Source organism: Paenibacillus sp. FSL H8-0259, assembly GCF_037963255.1.
Taxonomy (GTDB): domain Bacteria; phylum Bacillota; class Bacilli; order Paenibacillales; family Paenibacillaceae; genus Paenibacillus_AQ; species Paenibacillus_AQ phytohabitans.
This window is the reverse complement of record NZ_CP150147.1, coordinates 1,093,068-1,107,913: the sequence shown is the minus strand read 5'-3', so window position 1 is coordinate 1,107,913 and position 14,846 is coordinate 1,093,068. Positions and strand designations below refer to the sequence as shown.

General features: G+C 53.1%; 11 protein-coding genes. 2 read left to right on the top strand and 9 right to left on the bottom strand.

The window, feature by feature from the left end:
- Positions 1 to 19 precede the first annotated feature (19 nt).
- From NSU01_RS04745 to NSU01_RS04705, 9 genes are all read right to left on the bottom strand, one after another.
- On the bottom strand, positions 20 to 1,093 hold the full coding sequence (locus tag NSU01_RS04745) for an ABC transporter ATP-binding protein (protein ID WP_042133735.1): 1,074 nt from the start codon (positions 1,091 to 1,093) through the stop codon (positions 20 to 22).
- Positions 1,094 to 1,123: 30 nt separating this feature from the next.
- Entirely contained in the window at positions 1,124 to 1,912 is a 789-nt protein-coding gene (locus NSU01_RS04740) for an ABC transporter permease (protein WP_039310212.1), read from the bottom strand.
- A gap of 4 nt (positions 1,913 to 1,916) precedes the next feature.
- The gene (locus NSU01_RS04735) at positions 1,917 to 2,735 is read right to left on the bottom strand and encodes an ABC transporter permease (protein ID WP_039310210.1); all 819 of its coding nucleotides are present in this window, start codon (positions 2,733 to 2,735) and stop codon (positions 1,917 to 1,919) included.
- On the bottom strand, positions 2,728 to 3,708 hold the full coding sequence (locus tag NSU01_RS04730; RefSeq protein WP_076247255.1) for a nucleoside hydrolase: 981 nt from the start codon (positions 3,706 to 3,708) through the stop codon (positions 2,728 to 2,730). The genes NSU01_RS04735 and NSU01_RS04730 overlap by 8 nt, the downstream gene beginning before the upstream one ends.
- A gap of 2 nt (positions 3,709 to 3,710) precedes the next feature.
- Positions 3,711 to 4,802, bottom strand: a complete 1,092-nt coding sequence (locus NSU01_RS04725) for an ABC transporter substrate-binding protein (RefSeq protein ID WP_042133730.1) — start codon at positions 4,800 to 4,802, stop codon at positions 3,711 to 3,713.
- A 315-nt stretch (positions 4,803 to 5,117) separates the two neighbouring features.
- Complete coding sequence (locus NSU01_RS04720) at positions 5,118 to 5,462, bottom strand: hypothetical protein (RefSeq protein ID WP_039310202.1); 345 nt, start codon at positions 5,460 to 5,462, stop codon at positions 5,118 to 5,120.
- Positions 5,463 to 6,719: 1,257 nt separating this feature from the next.
- Positions 6,720 to 8,873, bottom strand: a complete 2,154-nt coding sequence (locus NSU01_RS04715) for an alpha-galactosidase (RefSeq protein ID WP_042133728.1) — start codon at positions 8,871 to 8,873, stop codon at positions 6,720 to 6,722.
- A gap of 183 nt (positions 8,874 to 9,056) precedes the next feature.
- Positions 9,057 to 9,194, bottom strand: coding sequence for a hypothetical protein (locus tag NSU01_RS04710; RefSeq protein ID WP_179093599.1), 138 nt, complete (start codon positions 9,192 to 9,194; stop codon positions 9,057 to 9,059).
- 323 nt (positions 9,195 to 9,517) lie between these two features.
- The gene (locus tag NSU01_RS04705; protein WP_076247258.1) at positions 9,518 to 12,055 is read right to left on the bottom strand and encodes a glycoside hydrolase family 2 protein; all 2,538 of its coding nucleotides are present in this window, start codon (positions 12,053 to 12,055) and stop codon (positions 9,518 to 9,520) included.
- Between the two features lie 292 nt (positions 12,056 to 12,347).
- Here NSU01_RS04705 and NSU01_RS04700 point away from each other — a divergent pair, with 292 nt between their 5' ends.
- Both NSU01_RS04700 and NSU01_RS04695 read left to right on the top strand, forming a co-directional pair.
- The gene (locus tag NSU01_RS04700) at positions 12,348 to 13,700 is read left to right on the top strand and encodes an extracellular solute-binding protein (RefSeq protein ID WP_039310194.1); all 1,353 of its coding nucleotides are present in this window, start codon (positions 12,348 to 12,350) and stop codon (positions 13,698 to 13,700) included.
- A 250-nt stretch (positions 13,701 to 13,950) separates the two neighbouring features.
- The gene (locus NSU01_RS04695; RefSeq protein WP_042133723.1) at positions 13,951 to 14,844 is read left to right on the top strand and encodes a sugar ABC transporter permease; all 894 of its coding nucleotides are present in this window, start codon (positions 13,951 to 13,953) and stop codon (positions 14,842 to 14,844) included.
- Positions 14,845 to 14,846: the final 2 nt, after the last annotated feature.

The window sequence follows — 14,846 nt, the reverse complement described above, 5'->3', positions numbered from 1 at the left end:
GTATGCTCCTTATGACGCGCTACTGCACCAGCACCAGCTTCTCTTTTGGAAAATAAACCGTGACCTGCTGTCCCTGAATGAACGGCTGCTCCATCTCCTGATTGACCGTGAATACCCCAAGCTCAGTCTCTACCTGATACTGGTAGCTGCGGCCGAGATACGTGCTGACCTGCACTTTACCGGTCAAAACATTCCCCTCCATGCCTGTGCCCGTATCCGCCACGCCGCCGCCAAGCAACTGCAGATCGTCAGGGCGAATCGCACCCAGCAGCCCGGTATTTCCCTCGCCGCCCGGCCGCTTAGCCGCCTGGAATTTCAGCTCACCACGGCTCAGCTCAATATCCGAACCTTCATCATTCCGTCCGTCAAAAGCAATAAAGTTCCCGAACCCGATAAACCGGGCCACAAATTCACTGGCCGGATATTTGAAGATGTTCGCCGGATGATCCAGCTGCTCGATCTTGCCGTTATTCATAACGGCGACCTGATCGGAGATCGAGAAGCATTCCTCCTGGTCATGGGAGACGTAGACGGTGGTGATGCCGAGCTCCTGCTGGATACGGCGGATCTCCACCCGCATGTTGACCCGCAGGTTGGCATCGAGATTGCTCAGCGGCTCATCGAACAGCAGCAGATCCGGCTCGATGACAAGCGCCCGGGCAATCGCTACCCGCTGGCGCTGACCGCCGGACAGGGCGCCCGGCAGTCTGGATTCAAAACCGCCCAGGCTGACCGTCTCCAGCATCCGGTTCACCCGCTTTTTGACCTCCGCTTCCTTCAGCTTGCGCAGCCGCAGGCCGAACGCCACATTGTCAAACACCGACAGATGCGGGAACAGCGCATAGCTCTGGAACACGAAGCCGAAATTCCGCTTTTCCACCGGAACCTTGGTATAATCCTTGCCGGAGAACATGAAATTCCCTGCCTCGGCATTCAGGAAGCCGGCGATCAGCCGCAGTGTGGTTGTTTTACCGCAGCCGCTGGGTCCGAGCAGGGAGAGCAGCTGGCCTTTTTGCAGCGACAGGTTGAAATCCTCTAAGATCAAACGGTTGTCATAAGCAACCGATACATGTTCAAGACTGAGTAGTGACATTGCTCTAGGCCCCCATTATCATTGAATAGGTTATCGTTTGGTGAAATAGGCGAAGCCCATCAGCCGCTCGATGATGAACATCAGCGCTGCCGTGAGCACCATCAGAATGACCGAAATCGCGGCAATCGTGGGATCGAAGTAATTTTGCACATAGGTCAGCATTTGAATCGGCAGGGTACTGATCCCCGGGCCTGTCATGAACACGGAAATATCCACATTATTGAACGACTCCAGGAAAGCGATCAGAATAGCCGCCAGAATTCCTGACCGGATGTTGGGCAGCACGACTTTGAAGAAAGTGTATACTCGGGTCGCCCCCAGGCTCTGCGCCGCCTCTTCTACCGCGAAATCGAAATTCTCCAGACTCGAAGCAATCACCCGGATAATAAAAGGCAGCATAATCACCGTATGTCCGATCAGCAGCCCCGCCACAATCGGCAGATTATACACCACAATCAGATAACGCAGCAGTGTGAAGCCCAGCACAATCCCGGGAATCAGCACCGGCGACAGGAATACCGCATTCAGCGTGTCCCGCCCGCGGAACCGGTAACGGCTCAGCGCGTAAGCCGCAGGCACACCCAGCAGGAGCGCCAGCAGATTGCCGAGCAGCGAGATGACAATGGAAGTCCTGAAGGTCTCCATGAAGGCGCTGACCTCAAAGATGTTCTTGTACCACTTCAGCGAAAAGCCCTCCGGGGGGAATTTCAGGACCGTGCCCGGCTCAAAGGAAGTAATGGAGATGATCACGAGCGGACCCAGCAGAAAAATAAAGACCAGCAGCGTGTACAGGGACAGCATGCGGTTACCTTCCTTCATATTCTCACCCCTTCGGATTCAGGCGGTTAGCCCAGGCATTCATCAGCCCAACCACCACAAATGTAATAACAATCATAATTACCGCAATCACCGAAGCCGCCTGCCAATCATTCAGCGTCATGGCATTCTGATACAGGAAGGTGGAGACCACCCGTTCCTTACCGCCGAGCAGCGCCGGCGTGGTATACGCCGTGAGACTGCCGACGAAGACCAGAATCCCGCCGATGATCAGTCCCGGCACGGTCAGCGGGAAGGTGATTTTGCGGAACGCCGCAAACGGGGAAGCGCCCAGACTGCGCGCCGCCCGGACCAGCTCATGGTCCAGATTCTCCATCACGCCGAGCAGCGTAATAATAATCAGCGGCAGGAACAGATGCACCAGCCCGATCATCATCGCGGTCGGCGTATACAGAATGTCGAGCGGCTTCGCGATCAATCCGGTGTTCACCAGGAACGAGTTGATCAGCCCTTTTTTGCCGAGAATAATCATCCAGCTGAACGAGCGCACAACGGGACTGGTCAGCAGCGGAAAAATCGACAGCGCAAGCAGAAGGCTCTTCTTACGCGCGCTGGCCCGCGAGATATAATAAGCCGCCGGATACCCGAGCACCATGCAGACCAGCGTAGTCACCACACTTACCCGGAGCGTAGTCAGCAGGATGCGGTTAAAGTACCCGTCGCGGAAAAAATACAAATACCCTTCCAGCGTCAGCTTTCCGTCCTGCACAAAGGTGGAGGCAATGGTCAGCGTGATCGGGACCAGCATGAAGGCCGCCAGGAATAAGAGGCCCGGCAGCAGGAGAAGCAGCACTCTTTTATTCATTCTCATGACTCCCGTCCTTCTTCGGTTCTTGATTCAAGCTATTCAGGCTATTAATGAAGTACTCCAGAAAAGCCGGCGCGTCCACCTCCAGACAGACGCCGGCATTGGCCGGCTTGTTCAGCCTGTTCTGGAAATCGCAGACCGTCTGCCCGTCGCATAGCTCGCTGCGGGTTTCCACGTCCACGTAATACTTCTGCACATTAACAAACTCCCGGTTCAGCGCCACACCTACCGCCAGCGGATCATGCAGCGCACAGGCCTGCACACCGTTACGTTCAAAATAGCGCGTACGGTAGTCCGCCGTACTCTGCTCCACATATTCGCGAACCGCCGGAATACGCAGCTTCGCGATATCCTCCGCGCTAAGCAGCGCCCGGCGGGTTACATCCAGCCCGACCAGCGTCAGCTGCGGGAAGCCCGCAGCCAGCACCAGCTTGGCCGCCTCCGGATCGACATACATGTTGTATTCCGCGGTCGGCGTGATGTTGCCGAAGCCCTGCACCACACCACCCATCACAATCACTTCGGCGGCATGCTGCGTAAGCTCCGGACATTTGTGCAGCGCGCGCGCCAGATTGGTCAGCGGCGCGGTCATAATCAGCGTGACCTCACCGGAATGCGCCAGCACCTGGCGGATGATGAAGTCCTCCGCCCGCTCTGCTTCCGCCCGCTTGGTTACCGTCATGCCGCGCAGTGCACCGCCGATGCCGTCCGAGCCGTGCACACGGTGCTCGAACACGGTATCACGGACAAGCGGCTTGTCCGCTCCGCGAAAGACCGGAATCTGCCCGGATACGCCGAGCAGCTCCAGAATTTTGCAGGTATTCAGGGTCGCCTGATCCAGCGAAACGTTGCCGCTGACTGTGGTAATCCCCAGAATATCGAACTGTCCGCTCGTGACGGCCAGCATAATTGCCAGCGCGTCATCCACCCCTGTATCTACATCGAGAATGACTTTTTTACGTCCAGTCATCCTTAGCCGCCAATCTCACGGTTGAAGCGGTCTGTCCACACGGAGATATGCTCGTTCACGAAGGACATGTCCAGCTTGCGCAGCTTGCTGATTACCTCTGCACCGTACGTTACCCCTACTGCTTCTTCATCCGTTAGCACAACCTCTGTGTTTACCGGGGAATCGACTTTGGCTTTGGCCGATTTCTCCTGCACTTCCTGGCTCAGCTGCCAGTTGATGAACTCTTCGGCAAGCTCTTTATTGTCACTGCCTTTGACCACGTTGACCGTATTCATTACGGCATAAGCACCTTCAGACGGTGCAACGAACTTGGCATCCGGCACGGCTGCCTGGAGATCCTTGAAGTACATTTCCATAATCGGACCGCCGGCAATTTCCTCCTGGCCGAACATATTTACATACTCCGAAGTCTGGGAGTAATATTTGACCACATTGCTGTCCAGCTCCTTCAGCTTCGTGAAGGCTCCGTCTTCATTGAACTCTGTACCGCCCGACACGAGCGATGCCGCATCCACAATCATTGGACCCGCTGTGGCAGTAATCGCCGGCAGCGCCAGGTTCTTGTCGAACTTACTCCACATATCTGCCCATGAACCGACTTCTCCTTCAACAAGTGCCGGGTTATAGGCAATTCCGAGACGCCCAACGGTGTACGCCGGACCATATTCTTCGCCGAGCGGCGCTTTGGCGATATCATAGATCTTATCGATGTTCGGAATATTGCTGCGGTCAATCGTTTCGAACAGACCTTCATTGATAGCCTGCTGCGCATAATAGTCAGACAGATAGACTACATCGACATCGGAGCTGCCCTGACGGATTTTGTTCAGGCGCTCGGCGTTGTTGCCGATCTCGACGACGATTTTGACATTATGCTCTTTCTCAAATGGAGCGTAGACGGATTCCTTGAAGAAGTCCTCCGAGAATCCCCAGGTTGAGACCACTAATTCCGTTGGCGCACCCCCAGATGTTGCTTCCGGTGTAGCTGCATTGTCCGTACCGGCGCCGTTTGTCGCAGCGGTATTGTTGTTGCCGCAAGCGGCAAGCAGAGAAGTCAAAGCAAGAGCAAGGCCTGTAGTCATTAATTTATTCATTAGTAAATAACCTCCCAAATGTAATTAAATATGCGGTACAATTCCAGCGGTCATCCTATACAAACGGCATGTTCTGTCAGTCTTCCATTAAGCAATCGGCAGCAGACAACGGATCAGCAGCACCCCCTGTTGGTAATAAAAACTTGGTTTGCCTTATTTTTTCACAAAAAAAAGAAAAGCATTCTTGTAGGAACAAGAACACCTTTCTTTGTATAAACAAAGGAAAGAGCTACCCCGTTATAGAAGGACGGTCTTCGCTTAAGATAGATCAAAAGCAAAAATCCGTGATATTCAAAATTCATTGACTGAAATGCTTCATTCACCGGCCAATATCATATTGGTAAAAGCCCATCCGGTTGGTGCATCATAATCCCTCAGCAGAACCTCAATCGTTAAGCCCATCTCTGCTTCAAGCCGTTCTTTGAATCTCTTCTTAAACAGCAGTGACATCCGGAAGTCCACTTCCTGCTTAAGCTCCGGCGCCTCCCCTTCCAGGGCGGTCGACCGTGGAGACCTGCGGTGCTTGGCGTGAAAGGTAATGACCCGCTGATCGACAGTAACGCGGAGCAGGGTCGTCCCGAAACCAAACAATTCCTTGGAGATCTCATTGTAGATCTGGCACATCTTCTTCTTCTGCTCGCTGTTTTCCAGTTCTGCCATGAAACCACCTTCGAAAACAGAATATCGTACATTCACATCGATAATAATTGCTATTATACATAATTCTAGCTTTTCCGGCAAGAAAAAAGCTGAATATAACATGAAAGTAACGCCAAACCCGAACGATGCCTGGCTTAACAGTGATGTAAAATGAACTGAAATCCTCCGGATCGACACCCCATTACCACCGGACTCACACGGGACTCACACCAAATGTTTTACTGGAATTGGATTGCAGCAGTTCGCTGCTAGACCAGCGTTCCAGCTCTACTCCAGCTCTGTTCTAACTGTATTTCGTACAACTAAAACGATCATTTATCGCGCTGCGGGCGTTTTAATTGCATTTTGTACAGTTAAAAATCCCCAAATTCCGCAAAAGAAGTGCTTCCGCTATTTTTAAGTGTACAGAATACAGTTAACCCGGGAATCCGGTCCAATTTCCGCTCTTTAGTTGCAGAAAATACAATTAACCGCTTACGCTGCATATGGGTTACTCCAAATAAACTGGCAAGCGCTGGCTTCCACAGAAAGGTACATGTTCAAGTTTCAATTCCAATCTATCGGAGGATGATTAGCCCGACTCAGCCGCGGTTCTCGGGAAATAAGGTTCAGCCTGTTTACAGTTAACCTGCTTAATTCCAGATCCAACCGGAAGCTTACAAAAACCATCAAATAACGGCAAAGGGAGTATTGTTGCTAATAGTACTTCGTCTGGCTACGACTGCCAATGCTGCTACATCCGGCTACGTCTGCTATTGCTGCTTCATCTGTTTCATCTGGCTACTGCTGCTACGTCTGCTTCATCTGCTACATCTGCTACATCTGCTTCATCTGGCTACTGCTGCTACGTCTGCTACTTCTGCTTCTGCTGCTTCTGCTTCATCTACTACAGCTACTACTGCTACATTTGCTACTTCTGGCAACGTCTGCTACTACGTCTGCTTCATCTGCTACTACTGCTACTACTGCTACGTCTGCTTCATCTGCTACTGCTGCTACATTTGCTACTTCTGGCTACGACTGCTAATGCTGCTACGTCTGCTACTGCTGCTACATTTGCTACTTCTGGCCACGTCTGCTACTACGTCTGCTTCATCTGCTAATGCTACCTCATCTGCTACATCCGGCTACGTCTGCTACTTCTGCTACGTCCCCTTCGCCGCATCCCTAATTATTCACATGCTACAGCTTTCTATACAGAATAGGGGAAGCCAAGGTTTCCCCGGCTTCCCCTATTCCCTATGATCTGCCTGTTGTTTATCCTTCAGCCTTCAGGTGGTAGCAGCCGCTCACGAAGTCCCGCTGGACCTCCGGCAGCAGCAGACCGGCCTGCATCAGGCAGTCCCCGCCGTAGACTTCGCCGCTGCCTTCAATACGGTAGTCGAGGTCCGGGTTCAGGCCCCCGAGCAGGAGCATCCGGCGCGGCGGGTGCGGCATGGCCAGTACCCGGAAGTAATAGACCAGCGCCTCGCGCTGATCATCCGAGACGAACATCCAGGCCGTATCATTGCCCTCGAACGGGCTCTCCAGCCGGTACAGATTGCCCTGCTGCACCAGGCTGCGGATTTCCTTATAATTCGCCACCTGCGCCTTTGCCAGCTCCTTCTCCTCCGGAGTGAACTTCGTCAGATCGAGCTCATAACCGAAGTTGCCGGACATAGCTACATCTCCCCGGAAGGACAGCGGCGTGAACCGGCCCACCTGATGATTCGGCACCGCAGAGACATGTGCTCCCATCGAGCTGGCCGGATAGACTAGGCTGGTTCCATACTGAATCTTCAGGCGTTCTACCGCATCGGTATCATCGCTGGTCCAGGTCTGCGGCATATAGTAGAGCATGCCGGGATCGAAACGGCCGCCCCCGCTGCAGCAGCTCTCGAACAATATATGGGGGAATGCCGACGTCAGCCGTTCAAGCAGTTCGTACAGCCCGAGTACATAACGGTGCGCAGTTTCTTCCTGCCGGTCTGCCGGAAGCTGCGCCGAGCCGATCTCGGTCAGACAGCGGTTCATATCCCATTTAATGTAGGTTACCGGAACTGAAGAGAAGATACGGCTAAGCGACTCGAAAATATACTGCCGTACCTCAGCCCTTGTATAATCCAGTACCAGCTGCCAGCGGGCTTCACTGCGGCGGCGGCCCGGCACATGCAGACACCAGTCCGGGTGACTGCGGTACAGATCGCTATCAGGCGAGATCATCTCCGGCTCAACCCACAGGCCGAATTTGAGCCCATGGCCGTTCACCCGCTGCGCCAGGTCAGCCAACCCGCCTGGCAGCTTGCGCAGATCCTCTACCCAGTCACCCAGCGAGGAATTATCCGCATCCCGTTTGCCGAACCAGCCGTCGTCCAGCACGAACAGCTCAATGCCGAGCTTCGCCCCTTCGGCGGCAATCGCCTCCAGCTTGTCGGTGTTGAAGTCGAAATAAGTGGCTTCCCAGTTATTGACCAGAATCGGACGCTCTTTGTCCCTGTACTGTCCTCGGCAGAGACGGGTCCGGTATAGACGGTGATACGTTCTCGACATCTCTCCGATCCCCTGTCCCGAGTAGACCATAACCGCTTCCGGGGTCTGGAAATGCCCGCCGGGCTCCAGCTTCCAGGAGAAATCGAAGGAATTCAGACCGATGGTAAACCGGGTGGTTCCGAAGGGATCTACCTCTGTCTCAGCTTCAAAGTTGCCGCTGTATACCAGGGAGAAGCCGAACACCTCGCCTTGGTTCTCATCGGCTCCGGCCTTGGCCAATGCAGCAAACGGATTATGCTGATGGCTGCTCATTCCCCGGCGGCTCTGGATCGCAGAGTTGCCCTGCTCCAGGCGTCTGCGGGTAATCTGGGCCTCCCGCGACCAGGCACCGGACAGGTAGATCATATCCATGTCAGCCGCCGGGAAATCCACAGAGGCACTAAGGGCGCGCTGCAGCTGCAGCGTATCCGGGCCGTCATTGGAGAACTCCACGGAACGCGCTATGACATTCCGTTCCTTATATACCGTATATCGCAGCTTCACGGTCAGCTTGGCGTAATCATCCTTCAGAATAAGCTCAAGCGTATCTGCTTCCTCCGGCGATTCTACATACACGGAAGGCAATCCGGCAAGCTCCGGTTTGCCTTCCGTCACGCGGTACCCGCTGTAGCGCAGCTCAGTGACCCGTGTTCCATCCTCAAGTTTGGCCTGATAGGCAGGAACGCGGAAATCCCCGGTTCCATATTGCGGATATTCCTGCGGCAGCCGGTCCAGCGAGCCATGGGCCACCGGCAGGAGCAAACCGTCCAGATTGCTGCCCTCACGCAGCCGCCCTCCCCAATAGAGATGCGCTGGATAACCATTCACCAGTCCGATCACATAACTCATCCCTGTGCTCTGCAGGTGGAATATCCCCTTGTCTTCCTGAACCCATATCGCCATGGTCCTGACTCCTTCTCTCCTAAGGATTAATTATCTGCAACCTGCAACCTATAGCTACAACCTGCAGCTTACTATCTAATATCTAATATTTAATATCTAATATCTGCCATTTACTATTTGTTTCAGCCTACAACACGCACGAACCTCCGCCTCTCACCTAACGATAAGCCGAACTCCGCCCAGTCACCCACCGATAACCCTAAGCTTCGGCGGTCTTACCGGTCTTCGGCGGTGATCTACTTCTACTACCGCTACTACTTCTACTGCTGCCACTCTTACTTCTGCTACTTCCGCTGCTTCCACTTCCACGTTCTCCAGCATTCTTTGTTCTTCACCAAGCCCCGCCTGCTTCTACGAGACAAGTCCAAGCGGAATGGAGAGCCGTTATTTCGCTGAAAATGCCACTTTTTCCTTCCAAGCGGACTCAGAAGCCCCTATTGCACCGCTTCAGCGTCCAAACGGCCTTCTGAGCGGGAATTAAGGTCTTCTGAGTCCGCAAGACTGGAAATAATGCTTTATTTCAAACAATAAGGTCTTGTCAGTCCGCAAGCCTGCCCGCTTCCCTAAAGTAGCAACGGCCATCCCGTCCATCAAGGGACGGAATCCGATTCAGCGTGAAGGATTGCGTAGCACCCGCTTTATATTTAGATATAATCCGCCATCGAGCGGACCACCAGCCCCGTTGGAGCCGCCGGCGTGAAGTCCGCCTCACCGCTTCCGCTGAGCGCAAACTCTATCGTCTTCGGCTCGCCCGGAAGCAGATCGAAGAAGTTGTCGGAGAAGATACCCTCTTCTTCTACGGTCAGATGCACACCTCTAGCCAGCACATCGCTGCTGAGCGTGAAGCTCTTCCCGGCGCTGCCCGGCACTTCCGTCACTGTAATTACCGGCTTGCTCAGCGGAATATCCTTGGCCGCCGCGAAGTAATGCTCCCCCCGCTCCAGCACCTGTCCGCCTTCCAGCAGGGAAGCCACCAGCAGCACTTGTGCCGGATCACGGCCTTCCAGCAATTCAGCAACCGGCAGCGTGAATACCACCGCTGCCGAATCCGCAGCCAGCGTTACCGGCTGCGACCATTCCCGCAGCAGCGCGCCGCTGAAGTCATGAAGCCGGATCACCAGCTCGCCGTCCAGCGCCTGACGCCGGTCGGAGACAGCGTGAACCTTGAGCGTATCCCCGTCCGTACCGTCAATGGACAGCAGCACATCCTTGAAGGACTTGCGCACGGTATATTGCAGCGCCTTCCAGCGTCCGTAATAATCCATACCCGCCCAGGAAGCTACCGGCCAGCAGTCATTCATCTGCCAGTACAGCGTGCCCATGCAATAAGGCTTGTTCCGGCGATGGCTCTCAATCGCGATGCGGATCGCTTCCGCCTGAAGCACCTGGCTCATGTACAAGAAGCCTCTGAAGTCCTTAGGCTGCGGCAGGTACATATCCATGTATTCCTTGATCAGCTGATTACCCCGTCCGTTCTTCTGATGGGCCAGCATCACCTTGGACTCCAGCTCCATATCCGCTTCTTCTGCATAGCTGAGCACCGACTTCAGCTCCGGGAAGGATTGGAAGCCATATTCACTCATGAAGCGGCCAACCTTAAGGTTATAGTTCTCAAATGGCTCGATTCCGTGCCATACTCCCCAGTAGTGAATATCGCCTTCGCCCATAATCCGCGTAGCATGCTGATCCTGACCGCGGGTAAGCTCACGCAGCGGTGAGGAAGGCCAATAATCCACACCCGGATGATTCGCGGCAACAGCCTCAGGCAGAATCTTGTGGAAGATTTCTTCATACGCGGCCCATAAGGTCTCACGGATATCAGCACTCAGCTTCTCCTTCCAGCCCCAGCCCATATTCTCCTCGAATTGCGACCAGGCCGAATCAATCTCATTGTTCCCGCACCATACAGCAATAGAAGGATGATTCCGCAATCTGCGGACATTATATACCGCTTCCTCACGGATATTGTTCAGGAACGGCTCGTCCCCCGGGTACATGCTGCACGCGAACATGAAGTCCTGCCAGACCAGCAGGCCGTACTCATCACACAGCCGGTAGAAAACTTCCTCTTCATAGAATCCGCCGCCCCACACACGCAGCATATTCATATTGGATTCCACCGCCGTAGCAATCTCATGGCGGTAACGTTCTTCCGTAACCTCAGTTATGAAGCTATCATTGGGAATATGATTCGATCCTTTAGCGAAGACCGGCACACCATTCAGCTCAAAATGGAACGAAGCCCCGCGCTCATCGGGCTTACGGACCAGCTTAATTTCCCGCAGTCCGGTCGTAACCTCCGACACGGCCACAGCTTCTTCTCCCTCCAGCAGCTCTGCACGGAATTGGTACAGCTCAGGTAGACCCAGCCCGTTACACCACCACAGGCGCGGCGTATCGATGACCAGCTCCAGCTCCACCACCTGATTGCCCGGAACCAGCGAAGCTGCCTTCATCCATTCCTGCCCTTCAGCTGTTACCCGCAGCATACCGCTCCAAGCTTCCGGAGCATCCACTTCAACTACAGCTGTCAGCCGCGCTTCCTGTGCATTCACCGCATTCTGGCGGATGTACAGATCCTTAATGACCGCAATGTCCCGGCCCTCCAGCACGGCTTCACGCCAGATGCCGCTGGTCAGGAATCTTGGGCCCCAGTCCCATCCATAGTGGTACGGCGCTTTGCGGGCAAACACACTGATCCGCTGCTCCTGAAGCCCGCCGAGCTCGGACTGGTCATTCGGTGCAGGCAGATCATAGCCCAGCTGTGCCAGCTTCGGCAGATCCTCGGTCACCACCGAGCGGAATACGATGCGGATCTCATTCTCCCCAGCCTGCAGAAGGCCCTTCACATTCACGGTCCAGGAGCGGAACATATTATCTGCGGACAGAGCATGCACATTGTTCACATATACATCTGCATACGTGTCCAGTCCGGCGAATACCAGCTCCGTAACCGCCAGTGTCTGCCATTTCTCTTCTAATGTAAGTACGGTTCTATATTCCCAGTTCTTCTTGTCGATCCATTGCAGGTCATGTTCATTGGTTCCATAAAAGGGCTGATCTATAACTCCATTCCGGAGCAGATCCGTATGTACCGTTCCCGGTACGGCCGCCGGAAGCCAGGCTTCATCTCCACAGGCTCTAAATTCCCAGTTCGTCAGGTTGATGTGCAGCTGTTTCATAAGTCCTCCTAAAAGTTTTGTGAGCGTACACTTCCCTGAGATTGCTTCGTACAGAACCCGCATCGGAAGTATACACTTTAAGTTTTAATAGCATAAGCTTTAAGTTGAATAGCCTACGTTTTAATTACCCTCATTGTATTTTGTTATTTTATTGTTAGCAATAACTTAATTATAATCTTATAAACAGAACAAATAAAGACAATAAATAATAAATGAATACATTTCTCATTGGATACTTTAGCGCTATAATAATCATGTAAACGCTAACAATAAACGAAAAGGGGACTACACAATGAGAAATAAGTTATTTTCGTTATGTTTTGTTATCATCATGATCTTCTCTTTATCCCTGACAGGCTGCGGTTCTAACAACAATAACAACGCAGCGACGGCTACAGATGAGCCGGCAGCAACCACCGCTCCTGAGACTGCCGCCGGAGAGGCAACAGCTGCACCTGCTACTGAACCTGCAGCGGCAGGCGGCGCTGACATCAGCGGCAAAATCATTTTCCTGACCAACAGAACCGACATGATCGGCAAAGAGTATGACGAATATGTTAAGCGCTTTAATGAGAAATATCCGAACATCAAGGTAGAATTCGAAGCTTCCCAAACCGACTACAACCAGCAGGCAAAAGTTAGAATGGCCAGCGGCGAGCTGCCTGACGTGATGTTCGTCCCTAACATTCCGAACTCCGATCTGCCTAAATATTTCGCCTCACTCGATGATCTCGGACTGAATGACCAGCTCACCTTCAAAGATTTCAAATCCTTTGACGGCCAGCTGTACGGGATCACTACCGGGAACTCCACTTCGGGGATTGTTTATAACAAAAAAGCCTTCGCCGATGCCGGAATCACCGAAGTTCCGAAGACATGGGATGAATTCCTCGCGGCCTGCGAGAAGCTCAAAGCTAAAGGTGTCGTTCCGCTCGCTTCCAACTTCAAAGACAAATGGCCGCTTAATGACTGGGTATATGCTGTTCCCCGCGTGATTGCCGGCAACCCTGACTTCCCGAATGAGAAGCTGACACAAGATGCTCCGTTCACCATGGACAACGGATACGGCAAAGCGCTCGGTCTGCTCAGAGAGCTGAATGAAAAAGGCTACCTGGAAAAAGACATCAACTCCACCAACTGGGAGCAATCCAAGAAAGACATCGCATCGGGTAAATTCGCCATGTACTTCCTGGGTAACTGGGTCATCAATCAGGTGATCGGTGCGGGTACCACTTCCGATAACGTAGGCTTCTTTCCGCTTCCTTATGACAACTCGGGCACTTTGACGGCTCCGCTCAGCCCGGACTTCTTCTATGCCGTGGCTAAGAACAGCAAGAATGTCGATGCTGCCAAGGCCTTCGTGAAATGGATGATCGAAGAATCCGGATACGAGGACTTCGCCGGCTTCATCTCCCCGCTCAAAGGCAAAGAATCCAAGCTGACTCAGCTTAAGGAATTCCAGTCGACGGGTGTAGTCCTGCAGGAAGGTACCGTAGATGACGCCAAGGTTACCGAAATCACCAACAAAGCACAGCTCGACCTGCCTGCTATGGTCCAAGAGTTCGTGCTTGCCAAAGATCCGCAAACCGTCTTCGACAAATGGAATAAAGCCTGGGCCAAAGCCAAGAAAGACCTCGGCTACTAAAATAACCCCACAAAGTGGAGGTTGGCTTCGGGTGAAGACTCAGGTACTTTGCGGGGACACAGAAATATATAAATTCTTTTAAAACAGCCCCACAAAGTGGAGCTTTAGCTTCAAGGTAATAAAATGATTTACCCTGCTGCACTAAGCAGCCAGATGCACTAAACTTCCGGCGCAAAAGGGATTATTGCCTTCATGGATAATCCCTTTTGTCGTCAATCCCACTTAAGCTTTCACGAAAGAAGGGTATGCGATGTTCGGAACACTGTCTTATAACAAGCAGAAAACTATTATCATAGTCTCCTTTCTGCTGATCCCGCTGATCCTCCTCGCCACGTTCACTTATTATCCGGCACTGAAGCTGGTCTATTACAGCTTCACCAACTGGGACGGCTACAGCCCCGAGAAGCCTTGGGTCGGCCTCGATAATTACCGCGAGGTGTTTAACACTCCCGATATTTTCAAAGTATTCACCCATAACTTCGCCTACTTCGTCATGGGTCTCGTTCAGAATATAGTGGCGATCTACTTCGCCGTTGTGCTGAACAGCAAGCTGCGGGGCCGGAATGCTTTTCGCATCATGCTCTTCCTGCCTTACATTATGAATGGTGTCGCCGTTGCCTTCATGTTCGGTTATGTCTTCGACACTACCAACGGTTCACTGAATCTGTTCCTGAACAGCATCGGCCTGACCGGCCTTGGACAGACCAGCTGGCTCGGCACTGAAGGACTGGTGAACTATGCGCTCGCTTCCACCGGCTTCTGGCGGTTCATGGGCTACAATATGGTCATTTATATTGCTTCCCTGCAGGCCATTCCGCGTGATATTTATGAAGCTGCGAAGATTGACGGCGCAAACTCGATGCAGACCCTCTGGAGAATTACACTGCCGAATATGAAGGCCGTCATTCAGCTCAATCTGTTCCTGACCGTGACCGGCGCACTCGAAGTCTTCGACCTTCCGTTCGTACTCACCAAAGGCGGTCCTGCGGGCGCCAGCCAGACTTATGTCCAGCGCGTGGTGGACACGGCGTTTGCCTTCAACAATTATGGCCTGGCCTCGGCCATGAGCGTTATCCTGCTCTTCTTTGTGGTCATCGTACTGCTGATTCAACAGCTGGTTCTTAGCCGGGGAGGAGATAAGTAGCC

Coding starts and splice junctions, on each gene's coding strand:
- NSU01_RS04695 (WP_042133723.1), top strand. CDS start 13,951: ATGTTCGGAACACTGTCTTATAACAAGCAGAAAACTATTATCATAGTC.
- NSU01_RS04745 (WP_042133735.1), bottom strand. CDS start 1,093: ATGTCACTACTCAGTCTTGAACATGTATCGGTTGCTTATGACAACCGT.
- NSU01_RS04700 (WP_039310194.1), top strand. CDS start 12,348: ATGAGAAATAAGTTATTTTCGTTATGTTTTGTTATCATCATGATCTTC.
- NSU01_RS04725 (WP_042133730.1), bottom strand. CDS start 4,802: ATGAATAAATTAATGACTACAGGCCTTGCTCTTGCTTTGACTTCTCTG.
- NSU01_RS04720 (WP_039310202.1), bottom strand. CDS start 5,462: ATGGCAGAACTGGAAAACAGCGAGCAGAAGAAGAAGATGTGCCAGATC.
- NSU01_RS04715 (WP_042133728.1), bottom strand. CDS start 8,873: ATGGCGATATGGGTTCAGGAAGACAAGGGGATATTCCACCTGCAGAGC.
- NSU01_RS04740 (WP_039310212.1), bottom strand. CDS start 1,912: ATGAAGGAAGGTAACCGCATGCTGTCCCTGTACACGCTGCTGGTCTTT.
- NSU01_RS04730 (WP_076247255.1), bottom strand. CDS start 3,708: ATGACTGGACGTAAAAAAGTCATTCTCGATGTAGATACAGGGGTGGAT.
- NSU01_RS04705 (WP_076247258.1), bottom strand. CDS start 12,055: ATGAAACAGCTGCACATCAACCTGACGAACTGGGAATTTAGAGCCTGT.
- NSU01_RS04735 (WP_039310210.1), bottom strand. CDS start 2,735: ATGAATAAAAGAGTGCTGCTTCTCCTGCTGCCGGGCCTCTTATTCCTG.
- NSU01_RS04710 (WP_179093599.1), bottom strand. CDS start 9,194: ATGCTGGAGAACGTGGAAGTGGAAGCAGCGGAAGTAGCAGAAGTAAGA.